Origin of the sequence: Streptococcus sanguinis SK1 = NCTC 7863, from assembly GCF_000194945.1 — a bacterium.
Taxonomy (GTDB): Bacteria; Bacillota; Bacilli; order Lactobacillales; family Streptococcaceae; genus Streptococcus; species Streptococcus sanguinis.
Genome location: NZ_GL878507.1, coordinates 1028115 through 1044331, shown reverse-complemented (window position 1 = coordinate 1044331; position 16217 = coordinate 1028115). Strand labels below are relative to the sequence as shown.

At 40.2% G+C, this 16217-nt stretch carries 12 protein-coding genes and 2 pseudogenes; 11 read left to right on the top strand and 3 right to left on the bottom strand.

Annotated elements, in window-relative coordinates; genetic code table 11:
• Window positions 1-16: 16 nt before the first annotated feature.
• The 7 genes and pseudogenes from HMPREF9378_RS05980 (at window position 17) to HMPREF9378_RS06010 (ending at window position 5770) form a co-directional block, all read left to right on the top strand.
• Window positions 17-559: a DUF3267 domain-containing protein gene (locus HMPREF9378_RS05980; protein ID WP_002902685.1), complete on the top strand. Its 543-nt coding sequence runs from the start codon at window positions 17-19 to the stop codon at window positions 557-559.
• The gene (locus HMPREF9378_RS05985; RefSeq protein ID WP_002902687.1) at window positions 556-1257 is read left to right on the top strand and encodes a CPBP family intramembrane glutamic endopeptidase; all 702 of its coding nucleotides are present in this window, start codon (window positions 556-558) and stop codon (window positions 1255-1257) included. Before HMPREF9378_RS05980 ends, HMPREF9378_RS05985 begins: the two co-directional genes overlap by 4 nt.
• 21 nt (window positions 1258-1278) lie before the next feature.
• Window positions 1279-1932, top strand: coding sequence for a CPBP family intramembrane glutamic endopeptidase (locus HMPREF9378_RS05990; RefSeq protein WP_002902688.1), 654 nt, complete (start codon window positions 1279-1281; stop codon window positions 1930-1932).
• 161 nt (window positions 1933-2093) lie between these two features.
• A complete protein-coding gene (locus tag HMPREF9378_RS05995; RefSeq protein ID WP_002902690.1) occupies window positions 2094-3011 on the top strand; it encodes a diacylglycerol/lipid kinase family protein in 918 nt (305 codons plus the stop codon).
• A 353-nt stretch (window positions 3012-3364) separates the two neighbouring features.
• Window positions 3365-3802 (top strand): annotated as a pseudogene (locus HMPREF9378_RS06000) (helix-turn-helix domain-containing protein); the annotation flags it as partial.
• A 436-nt stretch (window positions 3803-4238) separates the two neighbouring features.
• A pseudogene (locus HMPREF9378_RS11915) lies at window positions 4239-4418 on the top strand (DUF7720 family protein).
• A gap of 50 nt (window positions 4419-4468) precedes the next feature.
• On the top strand, window positions 4469-5770 hold the full coding sequence (locus tag HMPREF9378_RS06010; RefSeq protein WP_002913740.1) for a hypothetical protein: 1302 nt from the start codon (window positions 4469-4471) through the stop codon (window positions 5768-5770).
• Window positions 5771-6011: 241 nt separating this feature from the next.
• Here the strand turns inward: HMPREF9378_RS06010 and nrdF are convergent, their stop codons facing one another.
• From nrdF to nrdH, 3 genes are all read right to left on the bottom strand, one after another.
• A complete protein-coding gene (gene nrdF / locus HMPREF9378_RS06015) occupies window positions 6012-6971 on the bottom strand; it encodes a class 1b ribonucleoside-diphosphate reductase subunit beta (RefSeq protein WP_002900761.1) in 960 nt (319 codons plus the stop codon).
• Window positions 6972-7127: 156 nt separating this feature from the next.
• The gene (gene nrdE / locus HMPREF9378_RS06020) at window positions 7128-9287 is read right to left on the bottom strand and encodes a class 1b ribonucleoside-diphosphate reductase subunit alpha (protein ID WP_002900758.1); all 2160 of its coding nucleotides are present in this window, start codon (window positions 9285-9287) and stop codon (window positions 7128-7130) included.
• 160 nt (window positions 9288-9447) lie between these two features.
• Window positions 9448-9666: a glutaredoxin-like protein NrdH gene (gene nrdH, locus HMPREF9378_RS06025; protein ID WP_002897920.1), complete on the bottom strand. Its 219-nt coding sequence runs from the start codon at window positions 9664-9666 to the stop codon at window positions 9448-9450.
• A gap of 597 nt (window positions 9667-10263) precedes the next feature.
• Between nrdH and HMPREF9378_RS06030 the strand changes: the two genes are divergently transcribed.
• The 4 genes from HMPREF9378_RS06030 (at window position 10264) to glgB (ending at window position 16216) form a co-directional block, all read left to right on the top strand.
• Window positions 10264-10527: a phosphocarrier protein HPr gene (locus HMPREF9378_RS06030; RefSeq protein ID WP_002896017.1), complete on the top strand. Its 264-nt coding sequence runs from the start codon at window positions 10264-10266 to the stop codon at window positions 10525-10527.
• A 1-nt stretch (window position 10528) separates the two neighbouring features.
• Complete coding sequence (gene ptsP / locus HMPREF9378_RS06035) at window positions 10529-12262, top strand: phosphoenolpyruvate--protein phosphotransferase (protein WP_002900755.1); 1734 nt, start codon at window positions 10529-10531, stop codon at window positions 12260-12262.
• A gap of 233 nt (window positions 12263-12495) precedes the next feature.
• Window positions 12496-13920 carry an NADP-dependent glyceraldehyde-3-phosphate dehydrogenase gene (locus HMPREF9378_RS06040; protein ID WP_002900753.1) on the top strand — a complete coding sequence of 475 codons (1425 nt, stop codon included), beginning with the start codon at window positions 12496-12498 and terminating at the stop codon, window positions 13918-13920.
• 385 nt (window positions 13921-14305) lie between these two features.
• On the top strand, window positions 14306-16216 hold the full coding sequence (gene glgB / locus HMPREF9378_RS06045) for a 1,4-alpha-glucan branching protein GlgB (protein WP_002902694.1): 1911 nt from the start codon (window positions 14306-14308) through the stop codon (window positions 16214-16216).
• The last annotated feature ends 1 nt before the right edge of the window (window position 16217 follow it).

Below are 16217 nucleotides of genomic sequence, written 5' to 3'. Positions count from 1 at the left end.
ATGAAAGGCGGAAATTATGAAACTACTGAAAGAACTTGATTTTATCCATAATAAAAAGGTCAATCTGGCTCTGAATATAACGGCAGTGTTGCTGATCTTCCCTTTTCTAGCTCTCTTTACCTGGATTGCTATTCTGATGTATGGCAAGGGTAGCGAAGTTTTTCATTTTTTTGACTTACTCTACCTCCTTGTTCTAATGGTCATCCATGAGCTGATTCACGGCTTTTTCTTCAAGGTCTTGGGGGATGAAAATACCAAGGTCAAGTTTGGTTTTAAAAGCGGCATGGCCTATGCGACCAGTCCAGGCAGTCGTTACAGTCGGAAAAGGATGCTCGTCATCATCCTGGCACCTTTCTTTCTGATTAGCCTAGTCCTGACCTTGATCTATGCCTTGCATATTCTGACTGCAACCTCTTATATCGTTCTTGCTAGCTTCCATGCAGCCGGCTGTGCAGGAGATTTTTTCCTCGCTGCCACTATTCTCCAGCAGAAGGGAGATATTGCTGTTGAGGATACGGAAGTCGGTATCAATATTTATCAGAAGGAGAATACAAAATGAACAACTTCAAATCAACTGCTTTAGGACTTGTAAAATGGATAGGCTTAATTGCTCTTAGCCTCCTTATAAATGTTGCTCCTATGCTATTCTTGAGACTCGGGAAGAATTTACCTATTTATGCAGAAATCTTATTGGTAGCCTTGTATCTGATTTTAGTTTTCCTGATTTTTCGTAGCTTGTGGCGGCGTTATCAGAAGCGTGTGCCTGAAGAAAAGAAGAAATTCAAACTGTCTGGCAAGGACATCGGTTTTGCTTTTCTATTCTTTTTCCTTGCTAGAGTGGCTGCTATTGTCGGTGTTTATCTCAATCTCATCCTGAGCGGCAATTCCCAGACCAGTAATGACAGTGCCATACAAGGGCTAGGGGGAATGATGTCTTCGCAGCATATCTTTTTTGCCTTGCTCTTTGTTGCAACGATTGCCTTTATCGCTCCTATCATGGAAGAATTAATTTTCCGCGGTTTTGGTACTGCCTTCTTTTTCAAGAATAATCAAAAAGTTTTGTCTGCTATTGTGACTTCTGTGGTCTTTACCCTGCCTCATATCACCCAATTGACAGAGTTTCCAATTTATTTTGCACTTGGACTGGTTTTATATTTATCCTATGCTCGTCGGGAGAATATAAAAGATTCCATGTTGGTTCATATCCTGAACAATCTCCCTATGGCTATAATACTGCTGCTAGCTATGTTTAAGTAAATCAATCTATAAGGAATCACTATGAAATTAAAAACCTTCTTTACTAATTTTGGCCTTTATATACTTGTTCTCTTGGCCTATTTCTATATATTTTCGGCTATAGTTCTCTTCACCATAGGTTCTCTGACAGGAGGAACTTCTCAACTATTGATTTTGCCGATTTTTGTCATACTTGCAAGTCTCTATTCTTTTGCCATGTGGAAATGGTACCAGAAAGATTTGAAACTGGAAATCAAAAATACCAAGCTGACCAGTTCTATCTGGCTTCCCAGCGCCCTCTTGCTTGCTTTTCTCATCTTCCAGCAGCTCGTTCCTATTGAATCTTCTGCCAATCAGAACACTGCTGTACAATTGATTCAGCAGCAGCCAGCCTTTGCCTTCCTATACATGGTAATCTTTGCTCCTATTCTCGAGGAGTTGCTGACACGAGGATTTTTGGCTAAGTTTCTCTTTCCTGACCAAAATAGCTTGGCGAAAATCCTGCTCTATTTAACCGTATCTGCCAGCTTTTTCTCTCTTCTGCACATGCCAGGCAATCTTGTCCAGTTTCTGGTTTACTTCATCTTGGGAGCTATCTTTGGCATAGGATATCTAGCTAAGAAGGATCTTCGCTACTCAATGGGGCTACATTTGGCCAATAATCTAATTGCCTTTGTTCTCATTGTCTTCTTTTAATAGAAAAACTAAATATAAGACAGCACTTCTAAACTTAGGCAGAAAAGTCTAACGGCAGAAGTGTTTTTCTGTGGAATGGATTTTAACTACTAAACTGCTGTTCTGGTCTTTCGAAAGCCAGCAGATTCAAATTCTTGTGAAAGTGTTTTCCAGATGGTATAATGAGCTATCAAATGAAAAGAGGTTTCTTTATGTCTAAAGTCCTATTAATTGTCAACCCTAGCTCGGGAGGCGAAAAAGCCAAGTCCTACGAAGACTTGGCAAGGGAAAAGCTGGCAGAATGTTTCGATGAGGTAGTGGTCAAGCATACTGAAAAAGGCGGAGACGCAGCAGCTTTTGCTAAGCAAGCCGCAGAAGACCATTATGATAGCGTCTTTGTCATGGGTGGCGATGGAACTGTCAATGAAGGAATCAGTGGTCTGGCTGAACTAGACTATCGTCCGACCTTTGGTTTCTTTCCACTTGGTACGGTCAATGACTTGGCGCGTGCTCTCGGCATTCCCCTAGACGCTGAAGAAGCCATCCAGAATCTGGATATTAACAAAGTCAAGCCACTTGATATCGGCAAGATTAATGACCAGTACTTTATGAATGTGGTTGCCATTGGAACTATTCCAGAGTCGATCAACAATGTAGATTCTGAAGACAAGACCAAGTGGGGTAAGTTTGCCTACTTTATCTCTGGTTTCAAGCAGTTGATGGATACTAGTTTTTACGAATTTCACTTGAAGATTGATGGAGAAGAGCGCACGATAAAGAGCAGCACACTCTTGATTGGCTCTACCAACTCAATCGGAGGTTTCGAGAGCATTCTCCCTGAAGCCACTGTCAATGACGGCTTGCTCCATCTCTTGTATCTTAAGGATAAAAATCTCTTGGACACCTTGGTTTCTGTACCGGATTTGATTTCGGGCAATGGTGAAGAAAGTGATAATATCGAGTATCTGACCTTTAAGGAAATCACAGTTGAGTTGGCTGATGCAAACGCAGAGCTTAGTGTCAACGTTGACGGAGATGAGGGCGACCAATTGCCAGTAACGATTCGTGTCTTGCCATCTCACTTGAATGTTTATTGCTAGTTTTTTGTGTTTAGGCTTAAAAAAAGAATATGGTAGAAGGACTCCAAACTTTTAAGTTTGGGGTCCTTTAATACTTGTAATATACTAATTTTTAGATTTACATGCTTTTCTCAAGTGATGGCGGACGTCAGCGACCTCCTGCAGAGTTCCATGACTAACTATTGAGCCTAAGGTCTCAATAGCTCCGCACTACCTAACTGTTGCATCAGTTAGGTAGATTTCATCACTGAGAAAAGGAAGTAATCTTTTTGGAATTTTATTAGTAAAATCTTTCCAATTATGCTACAATAAATCTAGAATAACATGATAACATAGCCAAAAGTTTCCTGATTTATTTGGGAGGGGAATTGACGATGCAAGGAAAAGAATTTGGACAGCATTTGAAACAGCTTCGATTAAATAGGGGCTGGACCAAGGAGCAATTGTGTGGTGATGAGTCAAAGCTTTCTATACGGCAGTTAACGCGTTTGGAGTCCGGCATTTCCCAGCCGACTCTCTCTACTTTAGAATATCTGGCTTCCTGTCTAGAGGTTGATTTGGCAACCTTGATAGGAAGTAAAAAAGAAGATGCCGCTCTACCTGCTGATTACCAGCGCTTGAAGTATAAGCTGATTCGCACGACCACTTATGGCAACTCTGAAGTCTTGTCCGAATTGGAGCATATCATAGATGAGATTTTTGAAGTTTATTACGATGATTTGCCAGAAGCTGAGCAGAATGTAATGGATATCTTGCAATCAAAGATTTATACTTATACTTCTGAGAAATTCCATAAGTATGGAATGACTCTCTGTCAAAAAATCGAGTCTTTTTAAGTTTTTGAGCACCAGTGAAGGGGACTTTTTCCAAGTCGGGGCACTTCAGACAAAAAGGGGGTAAAAACTTAAATGATTTTAAAAATCGAATATTTTTCTTGACAATGCCTATCAATCAGTCGAATCAAATATTCAATCCCTGACTGATTGATCTTAAATTGTTTTGATAATGATTTGATAGTTGCACCATTTTTTCGCAAGTGATAGATTTGAATCTTGTCTTCATAGTTTAATTTCATAAAAATAACACCCCAAAAGTTAGATTTTTCTTGTCTAACTTTTGGGGTGCAGTTCATTTCTAGGTTTTTTCTTTTCCTTTTACGAATAATAAACTATAGGAAAGAAAAATGAATTTTTTAAATATTGAACTTATAAGAATTGAAGGTACTAACGTTTTGAACTCTGGGTAGAAGTGACTTACAGTGTACCGATACTAAAGAATGTATACAAGGTTAAGTGATTACTCCTATTAGTTTTTAAGATAGAAGATAAGGAGTTACTAGATTACATGGTATCAACTCTTAAGTATCGTGATCTAGTGCTTCATTCGGTGGATATGCATAACTTGGAGAAACAGTATAGACAAAAGTAATAATTTTGATAAAATTATATTAAAAAATACTTTAATATATCGAGGTTAGCATGGATAAAAAAGAAAACCAATCAATTTTGGAATTAAAAGAAAAACTTAATTCTCCATGGATTTTTCAAGGTCTAGATAAAGAAAGAAGAAATGTGGAGGTAGAGAAGAAGTTAATTCTTGATGCAAATTTGGATTTTATAAATGTAGTAACTGATCTTTATACAGTAGAAGCACTGCATAAGGATGTTAGCAAACACTTAGAAGAAAAAAGTGCTAATAGAATAATTAGAGAAACTTCTAATTATTATGGTGATCTTTTAAGGTTGAAATTCTTTTACGAGGACGAATTGAGTAACATTTTAGAAAGACTTAAAGATGTAAAAGAGGAAGAATTAGAATTTGTAAAGTATATTGTACCATCTCGATACTTCTACTATTATTATATGGGGGATTTGGAAGAACTTTTAAAATTATATAAGGAAATAAAGATAAAAGAAAGTTCATTTTTTATAGAATTAACAGAAAGACAAAAATCGATTCTGAGAATTTACTTGCTAAATATTATATATAGCTACCTTTTTTTTGAAGAATATTTTTTCGATTTTACTTTGAAAGATTTTATTAAGTACTATCGTTGGGAAAGTCAAATCAGGATAAGTACAAGAATACTTTCTGAGATAGATACGAACAAAAAGGAGATTGAATCTGATTTATTTTGTTTAAATACACAAGATTTAAATAGAATTGTAATTGGTGGCAAGAAAAAACGTATTATCAGTCAATTTTGTAAAAAAATTGAAGATTTAAACCTTGCAAAATTCATAAACAAAGAAATAAATTGCTATGCTTCGGTAAGATTAAACAATACAAACTATATAACTATAAATGGTTTAAATGATGAGACTATAAAAGCAACTATCATACCTAATGGAAATACTAGTAATAAACAAAAAGTAGTATCAATTTTAGTAGAAATATTAGGGGGTGAAAATATAGAGTATGTATCCATAGCTAAAAATACAAAGTATTATTTAAAATATGGGAAAGATATTACATATGAGCAATTTGAAAAATCAAAAAGTAGAGAAAATAGAATGTTCACATGTTGTGAAAGAAAATTGATATCTAAGATCGATAGTATAGGTCTAGGAAAAAGAAAAACAGTAAAAATGCCAGTTACAAAATATCCATGTGAACTGTGTAGTAGGGCCATAAAAATTACAAATAGAAAAAAAACTGGAAATTTTAAAATAAAAATTAAAAGTCCCAAAAAAGACAATAGGGGTTTAAATAAACAAGATATTAATAAGATGGATGAATGCGCAAAAATGATCTCAAAGAAATTTCCTAAGAACAGTTAAAAGCAAGGTGATAAAAAAGGGATCACTTCCTAATATATAGGGACAAAAAAGCACCCTGTAAAGGGTGCTAGATCTTGCCTGCAGAACTCATAAATTGATAGATACCCTAACGGGTATTTTTGTGAACCTTTTTAGGAACTTTGTGGACTGTTTAATAAAATCTAATCGATGATTAGATTGCCCTAAAAACGCTATTTAACTGGTTTTTGTAGCTTAATTTCTTTTTATTGTTTTAAACACTTTATAAACCGTAATTATAGTCGTCATCCTGCATGGCTTCGACTTCGCCTAGCAGGTAGCCGTTACCTACTTGGGAGAAGAAGTCATGGTTGGAAGTACCGGTTGAGATACCGTTCATGACGATAGGATTGACATCGTCCGCTGAGTCTGGGAAGAGGGGATCCTGTCCCAGATTCATCAGAGCTTTATTGGCATTGTAGCGCAGGAAGGTCTTGACCTCTTCGGTCCAGCCGACTGTGTCATACAGGCTTTCAGTATAGCCTTCTTCATTTTCATAGAGGGTGTAGAGCAGGTCATACATCCATTCTTTGAGTTTTTCTTGCTCGTCTTCTGGCAATTCGTTAAAACCTAGCTGGAACTTATAGCCGATATAGGTTCCATGGACAGACTCGTCACGGATGATCAGCTTGATAATCTCAGCAACGTTGGCCAGTTTGTTATTACCCAGATAGTAGAGCGGAGTAAAGAAACCGGAGTAGAAGAGGAAGGTTTCCAAGAAAACGCTGGCTATTTTCTTTTCCAGAGCTGTACCATTCAGGTAAATCTCGTTGATAATCTCAGCTTTCTTTTGCAGATATGGATTGGTGTTGGTCCAGGCAAAGATTTCATCAATTTCTGACTTGGTGTTGAGCGTAGAAAAGATAGAAGAGTAAGACTTGGCGTGAACGGATTCCATAAATTGAATGTTGTTGAAGACAGCTTCTTCGTGAGCAGTGCGGACATCCTTGCGAAGGGCATCCACACCAGACTCAGACTGGAGGGTATCCAGCAGGGTCAGGCCGCCGAAGACTTTGCCGACCAGGTCTTTTTCCTTGTGGGATAGCTTTCTCCAGTCATCCAGATCATTGGATAGGGGAATCCGCGTATCCAGCCAGAATTGCTCAGTCAGTTTTTCCCAGGTGGACTTATCGATGACATCTTCGATAGCGTTCCAGTTAATGGCTTTGTAGTAAGTTTGCATTCTTTCTCCTTTAGTAGATGGTACGACCTAATGGGGTATCAGCTATCCCTTCTTGGATACTGTCCCAATGCTTCACGATTTTACCTTCCTGACAATGATGAGGAAGGTAAAATTGTAACATGGTCGAATTTCCTTTTCTTTTTCTAAAATCTCTTGTTAGATGACACAGCTTTCACATTGGTTGGCACCTACTTCGCCGCCATCATCAGTAAAGGTGCGGACGTAGTAGATGGACTTGATTCCCTTGTTGAAGGCGTAGTTACGCAGGATAGAAAGATCGCGGGTTGTCTGCTTGCTTTCTTTTTTCCATTCGTAGAGGCCTTTAGGGATATCGCTGCGCATAAAGAGAGTCAGGGAAAGTCCTTGATCCACGTGCTCAGTTGCGGCTGCATAGACATCGATAACCTTGCGCATGTCCATGTCATAGGCGCTGGTGTAGTAAGGGATAGTCTCAGTTGACAGACCAGCAGCAGGATAGTAGATCTTACCGATTTTCTTTTCTTGACGTTCTTCGATCCGTTGAGTGATTGGATGAATTGAAGCAGAAACGTCATTGATGTAGCTGATAGAGCCATTTGGTGCAACGGCCAAGCGGTTTTGATGGTAGAGACCATCAGCCTTGATCTTGTCTCGCAACTCTGCCCAATCCTCTGCAGACGGGATAAAGATGCCTGCGAAGAGTTCTTTGACACGGTCAGACTTAGGTACAAATTCACCCGTCAGGTACTTGTCAAAGTAAGTGCCGTTGGCATAGTCAGATTTTTCAAAGTTGTGGAAGGTCACGCCACGTTCGCGAGCGATATTGTTAGACTCAACCAAGGTCCAGTAGTTCATGAGCATGAAGTAGATGCTAGTGAACTCTACAGCTTCCGCAGATCCATAATCGATCAACTGCTGAGCCAAATAGCTGTGCAGTCCCATAGCTCCCAGACCAAAGGTATGCGCCAGACTGTTACCATTGTCGATAGAAGGCACAGCTGTGATGTGCGAGCTGTCTGTGACAAAGGTCAAAGCGCGTGTCATAGTTCGGATGGATTTTCCGAAGTCAGGCGAAGTCATCATGTTGACAACGTTGGTAGAGCCTAAGTTACATGATACGTCTGTTCCTAGGTGAAGATATTCTTGTGCGTCATTCAAAAGGCTAGGCTCCTGTACTTGCAGGATTTCAGAGCAAAGGTTACTCATGACGATTTTACCGTCGATTGGATTTGAACGGTTGGCTGTATCAATGTTTACAACATAAGGGTAGCCAGATTCTTGTTGGAGTTTAGAAATTTCTGTTTCCAAATCACGGGCCTTGATCTTGGTCTTAGTGATATTTGGATTAGCGACCAATTCATCGTATTTTTCAGTGATGTCAAGGTAGGCAAATGGTACACCGTACTCGCGTTCAACAGAATATGGGCTGAAGAGGTACATTTCTTCATTTTTACGCGCTAATTCGTAGAACTTATCCGGAATGACAACACCGAGTGAGAGGGTTTTAACCCGAACTTTTTCGTCGGCATTTTCTTTCTTGGTAGAAAGGAAGGCGATGATATCTGGGTGGAAGACATTGAGGTAAACAACTCCAGCTCCTTGACGTTGCCCCAGTTGGTTAGAGTAAGAGAAGCTGTCCTCAAAGAGTTTCATAACAGGCACAACGCCAGATGCAGCTCCTTCATAACCCTTGATAGGTGCTCCAGCTTCCCGCAGATTGCTGAGGGAAATACCGACCCCGCCTCCGATACGAGACAACTGCAGGGCAGAGTTAATGGAGCGGCCGATTGAGTTCATATCATCTGTTACTTGGATGAGGAAGCAAGAAACCAATTCACCACGACGGGCCCGACCAGCGTTGAGGAAGCTTGGTGTAGCTGGTTGGTAGCGCTGGTGGATAATCTCATTTGCAATATCCTTGGCAATGGCTTCATCTCCGTTGGCAAAGTAGAGGGCGTTGAAGAGTACCCGATCTTCCATGCTTTCCAGATAGTATTCACCATCATTTGTCTTCAGGGCATACTGGTTGTAGAACTTATAAGCAGCCATGAAAGATTTGAACTTGAAATCTTGAGCATGGATAAAAGCAGTCAGCTCCTCGATATATTCCGGAGAATAAAGTTCAATAAATTCCTTCTCCAAATAGTTTTCTTCTATTAAATAATTAATCTTTTCTGTGATAGAAGAAAATTGCTTGGTGTTCGGCTCAACGTTTTCTTTAAAAAAAGCTTTTAAGGCTTCTTGATCTTTATGAAGCATAATCTGACCATTAACTGGACGGTTGATTTCGTTGTTGAGTCGGAAGTATGTCACATCCTCTAAATGTTTGAGTCCCATGTTTTTCCTTTTCTATATAAATAAGATAATTAGCTAGCAGAAAAATATCCGCCTTACAAAAGAAACGGCCCCTATGAGCATAGGAGCTGCAGTTTGCCCTGATAATATGTCTTTTAGTTTATCTCCCAATCAAGGCGCGCCGCCCTCAAAATAAACTACATTAAGACAGTTTTTTCAATTTACCAGGTTGGAAACCAGAAAATGCCTCAGTTGCTGTCTGAATCACAGGAGCAGCGTTGAAACCAAGATCTTTGACATGGTCAATGAATTCTGGCTGTTCATCCAAGTTGATTTCGCGATATTCTACATGATTAGTATCTAAGAAGCGCTTGGTCATTTTGCACTGAACGCAGTTGTTTTTTGAGTAAATAGTTACCATTAAAAATTCCTCTAAACTTTCGTTTTTCTTTTAAATAATACGAAACTAGTATATCTAAAAGAAAATAGAATGTCAATAGTTTTGAACTAAATATTGTGTGATATTTTGTTATAGGATAGATTACAATACAATATATAGTGTTTGTATAAGCGGTGAAAAGAAGTGAAAAATTGCAGAAAAGGAGCAAAATGCTGATGCGGCAATGCTTAAACAAGTCTTAAAATGTTAGAAAAATGACTAGTAGTTTTTCCGCCAAAAACAAAAATCCAATATCTTGTGTTACAGAATTTAGGGAATCACTAGGAGGAGTGGAGGGAGGAGTTTATATTCTTAATTTATGGAAATTAACTACTATAAAAATAAGAAATTTATGATTGAAAACTTGCTGGAAGAAATTTTTGAATAAAAGCTGAAAGATGGGGGCTTTTGCTTGAAAATTCCACCTTCAATATAATAAGAAGAGTTTTCATTTCCTAAGAAATATTTTGTAAGCGGGCTATAAAATTCTTGAAAAAGATTTCAAAAGGTGATATAATATCAACTTGTAAGGGTTATCACAATAACTCAAAAAGAATTATTTAAAAGGAGAGTCTAACTATGGCTTCTAAAGATTTCCACATTGTAGCAGAAACAGGTATTCACGCACGTCCAGCAACTTTGTTGGTTCAAACTGCTAGCAAATTTGCTTCAGACATCACGCTTGAATACAAAGGTAAATCAGTAAACTTGAAATCTATCATGGGTGTTATGAGTCTCGGTGTTGGCCAAGGAGCTGATGTTAAGATCTCAGCTGAAGGTGCAGATGCAGACGATGCTATCGCTGCAATCTCTGAAACAATGGAAAAAGAAGGATTGGCTTAATATGACAGAAATGCTTAAAGGAATTGCAGCATCTGACGGTGTTGCCGTTGCTAAGGCATATCTATTAGTTCAACCGGATTTATCATTTGAGACTGTTTCAGTCGAAGATACGAATGCAGAAGAGGCTCGTTTGGATGCAGCTCTTGAAGCTTCACAGAACGAGCTTTCTGTTATCCGTGAGAAAGCAGTAGATAGCCTTGGTGAGGAAGCCGCTCAGGTATTTGACGCTCACTTAATGGTACTTGCTGACCCTGAAATGGTTGGGCAAATCAAAGAAACAATCCGTGCGAAAAAGACCAATGCAGAAGCTGGTCTGAAAGAAGTAACGGACATGTTTATCACTCTCTTTGAAAACATGGACGACAATCCATATATGCAGGAACGTGCGGCAGATATCCGCGACGTGACAAAACGGGTTCTTGCTAACCTTTTGGGCAAGAAATTGCCAAATCCAGCGTCTATCAATGAAGAATCAGTTGTCATTGCTCATGACTTGACTCCTTCTGATACAGCACAGTTGGATAAGAAATTCGTCAAAGCTTTTGTAACCAATATCGGCGGCCGGACAAGCCACTCTGCTATCATGGCACGTACGCTTGAAATCGCAGCAGTATTGGGAACTAATAACATTACTGAGCTTGTAAAAGACGGCGATGTGATTGCAGCTAACGGTATCACTGGTGAAGTGATTATCAACCCAACTGAAGAGCAAATCGCAGCATTTAAAGCAGCTGGTGAGGCTTATGCTAAGCAAAAAGCTGAATGGGAATTGCTTAAAGATGCTCAGACTGTGACTGCAGATGGCAAGCACTTCGAATTGGCTGCCAATATCGGTACACCAAAAGACGTTGAAGGTGTCAATGCTAATGGTGCAGAAGCGGTTGGTCTTTACCGTACTGAGTTCCTTTATATGGACTCTCAAGACTTCCCGACAGAAGATGAGCAGTATGAAGCATACAAGGCTGTGCTTGAAGGCATGAATGGAAAACCAGTAGTTGTTCGTACAATGGACATTGGTGGAGATAAGGAGCTTCCTTACTTCGATATGCCGCATGAAATGAACCCATTCCTTGGTTTCCGTGCTTTGCGTATCTCTATCTCTGAAACTGGCGATGCTATGTTCCGTACACAAATCCGCGCTCTCTTGCGTGCTTCTGTACATGGACAATTGCGTATCATGTTCCCAATGGTGGCCCTTCTGACAGAATTCCGCAAAGCTAAAGCGGTTTATGACGAAGAAAAAGCTAAGCTGCAAGCTGAAGGCGTTGCAGTAGCAGATAATATCCAAGTGGGTATCATGATTGAAATCCCAGCAGCAGCTATGTTGGCGGATCAATTTGCCAAGGAAGTAGACTTCTTCTCAATTGGTACTAACGACTTGATTCAGTACACTATGGCGGCTGACCGGATGAATGAGCAAGTCTCTTACCTCTATCAACCTTACAATCCATCTATCCTTCGCTTGATTAACAATGTTATCAAGGCAGCTCATGCTGAAGGCAAGTGGGCAGGTATGTGTGGAGAAATGGCCGGCGACCAAACTGCGGTGCCATTGCTCGTAGGTATGGGCTTGGATGAATTCTCTATGAGTGCGACTTCAGTTCTTCGGACTCGTAGCCTCATGAAGAAGCTGGATACGAAGAAGATGCAAGAACTGGCTCAGCGTGCACTGACTGAATGTGCAACGATGGAAGAAGTTCTTGAGCTTGAAAAAGAATATCTGGACTTCGATTAATCTGAAAATTAAGATCAGGGAGATTTTCCTGGTCTTTTTTAGTTTTCTTCAAAGGCATAGTGAAGTTTGTTCAGAAAGTTGAAATCAAAGAAAATAGAAATAATCAGATATAATATGAACAAACTTAGACAATCTATCTTAATTGTGAAAAAATTCTTTAAATTTATAACTTTTGGTTGAAATTTTCAGAAAATTTGGTAAAATAATATTTAATAACATTTTGGAGGGGACAAGTGACACAATATAAAAACTATATAAATGGAGAGTGGAAAGTTTCTGAAAATGAAATTACCATCTCATCTCCTATCAACAATGAGATTTTAGGAACTGTGCCTGCCATGACTCAGACAGAGGTTGACTATGCGATGGCGAGCGCTCGTGCGGCTTTGCCAGCTTGGCGAGCTCTTTCAGCAGTTGAGCGTGCAGCTTATTTGCATAAGGTTGCGGATATTTTGGAGCGCGATCAGGAGAAGATTGGCGAAATTCTTGCAAAAGAAGTTGCCAAGGGTATCAAAGCGGCAGTCGGAGAGGTAGTCCGGACAGCAGACTTGATTCGCTATGCGGCTGAAGAAGGCATTCGTATTCACGGTCAGGTTATGGAAGGTGGCGGCTTTGAAGCTGCCAGCAAGAAAAAATTGGCTGTGGTTCGTCGTGAGCCTGTAGGAGTTGTACTGGCCATTGCGCCATTTAACTACCCAGTCAACCTGTCTGGTTCCAAAATTGCTCCTGCCCTTATCGGCGGAAATGTCGTGATGTTTAAGCCACCTACTCAAGGTTCAATCTCTGGTCTGCTCTTGGCTCAGGCTTTTGCTGAGGCTGGTCTGCCTGCTGGTGTTTTCAATACCATCACAGGACGTGGTTCAGAAATCGGGGATTACATCATTGAGCATAAGGAAGTAAACTACATTAACTTTACTGGCTCCACTCCAATCGGTGAGCGCATCGGTAAGTTGGCTGGTATGCGTCCAATTATGTTAGAATTGGGTGGTAAGGATGCTGCAGTCGTGCTGGAAGATGCTGACTTGGAGCATGCAGCTAAGCAGATTGTTGGCGGGGCATACAGTTATTCCGGTCAGCGCTGTACGGCTATTAAACGTGTCATTGTCATGGAGAGCGTAGCAGATAAATTAGCGGCGCTGATTAAGGCAGAGGTAGAGAAACTGACGGTTGGTGATCCCTTTGATAATGCGGATATCACACCAGTCATTGATAATGCATCAGCAGATTTCATCTGGGGCTTGATTGAAGATGCTCAGGAAAAGGGAGCGTCAGCCTTGACAGAAATCAAACGTGAAGCAAATCTCATCTGGCCTGCCTTGTTTGACCATGTGACACTGGATATGAAATTAGCTTGGGAAGAGCCATTTGGTCCTGTTCTTCCGATTATTCGTGTGACTTCCGTTGAAGAGGCTATTCAGATCTGTAACCAGTCAGAGTTTGGTCTTCAATCTTCAGTCTTTACAAATGATTTCCCTAAAGCATTTGAAATTGCTGAGAAACTGGAAGTGGGTACTGTACACATCAATAATAAGACCCAACGTGGTCCAGATAACTTCCCATTCCTTGGTGTTAAGGGATCTGGAGCAGGAGTGCAAGGGATTCGTTACAGTATCGAAGCGATGACACAAGTGAAATCCATCGTGTTTGATGTGAAATAATGAGAAAGGCGGCTTTGTGCGGCCTTTTTTCTTACATTGATGAACTTGTAAATTTAATAAGATTAACTCATGATTTGAAAAGAATTAATCATTTATATGTTTAATTGCTTATTATTTTAAAATGTAAATTTACATATTGGTCTATATCTTTATGAAAATTTTCATCTTTTTCTTGTTTTGGATAGCTCCTATATTTAGTGAAAAAGGAATTAAAACATATCGAGAGACACAAAATGCAGTGTTTTCTCTCTCATTTATTACTAATTTCAGCTAATGTTCGGTTTTAGTGATTTTCCGTAAGGATATTTGAAATTTACTTGAAAAAGAGATAAAAATAATGTAGAATAGTATTACAGAAAACGCTTACAAATAGAAAGGTGATTGCATGGATAAGAACGAAGCATTAAGAACCTTTACAACAGGTGAAAACTTTCATTTGCAGCATTATCTAGGGGCGCATCAGGATGAAGTGGACGGCAAGTCTGGCTACTCTTTCCGCGTTTGGGCACCTAATGCTCAGAGTGTACATTTGATTGGAGATTTCACCAATTGGTATGAAGAGCAGATTCCTATGGTCCGAAATGAAGCGGGCGTTTGGGAAGTCTTCACGGAGTTGCCTAAGGAAGGAGATATTTACAAGTACAATATCAAGCGCAGCAGTGGTCAGGAAATTTTGAAAATTGATCCACTGGCTATCTATCTGGAAGAGCGTCCGGGCACTGGAGCAGTTATTCGCACTATTCCTGAGAAGAAGTGGAAAGACGGTCTTTGGCTGGCACGCCGGAAGCGTTGGGGCTTCTTCTCTCGGCCGGTCAATATCTATGAAGTGCATGCCGGCTCTTGGAAACGCAATGAAGACGGCAGTCCTTATAGCTTTGCCCAGTTAAAAGAAGACTTGATTCCTTATCTGGTGGAAATGAACTATACGCATGTGGAATTCATGCCACTTATGGCTCACCCGCTAGGACTTAGCTGGGGTTATCAGCTTATGGGCTACTTCGCCTTTGAGCATACCTATGGTACGCCTGAGGAATTTCAAGACTTCGTCGAAGAATGTCACTTGAACAATATTGGTGTCATTGTGGACTGGGTACCGGGTCATTTCACTATTAATGATGATGCTTTAGCCTACTATGATGGGACACCGACTTTCGAGTATCAGGACCACGATAGGGCCCATAACTATGGATGGGGTGCTCTCAACTTTGATTTGGGCAAGAATCAGGTTCAGTCTTTCTTGATTTCCAGCATTAAATTCTGGATTGATTTTTATCATCTGGACGGAATTCGGGTTGATGCTGTCAGCAATATGCTCTATCTAGACTATGACAGCGGTCCATGGCAGCCAAATAAAGATGGCGGCAATCGTAACTATGAAGGCTATTACTTCCTGCAGCGCCTCAATACGGTTATCAAACTAGCCCATCCTGATGTCATGATGATTGCAGAGGAAAGCTCCTCAGAGACCAAGATTACTGGCATGAGAGAGCTGGGTGGTCTTGGATTTGACTACAAGTGGAATATGGGCTGGATGAATGATATCCTTCGCTTCTACGAGGAAGATCCGATTTATCGTAAGTACGATTTTAATCTAGTGACCTTCAGCTTTATGTACGCTTTCTCTGAAAACTTCCTCCTGCCATTCTCGCATGATGAAGTGGTTCACGGCAAGAAGAGTCTCATGCATAAGATGTGGGGTGACCGTTACAATCAATTTGCAGGGCTCCGCAACTTGCTGACCTACCAAATCTGCCATCCGGGCAAGAAACTGCTCTTTATGGGCTCAGAATTTGGTCAGTTCCTAGAATGGAAGTCAGAAGAGCAGCTAGAATGGTCTAATCTGGACGATCAGATGAACAAAAAGATGCAGGGCTTCACTGCTGCACTCAATGCCTTCTATAAAGACAATCGTCCGCTTTGGGAAATTGATTTGAGCTACGATGGCATCGAAATCATTGATGCGGATAATACCGATCAAAGTGTCCTCTCCTTCATCCGTAAGACGGAAAAAGGAGATATGTTAGTTTGTGTATTCAATATGGCGCCAGTAGAGCGGAAGAACTTTACCATTGGTGTTCCAGTGGAAGCCATTTATGAAGAAGTATGGAACACTGAATTAGAAGAATGGGGAGGTGTTTGGAAGGAACATAACGAAACAGTTCAGTCTCAAGAAGGACTTTGGAAAGATTATCCACAGACCTTGACCTTTACGTTGCCAGCTCTTGGAGCCAGCATCTGGAAGATCAAGCGTCGGATTGCTCGAAAAAATGTTAAAAAAGATTCCACAAAGGAGTAAT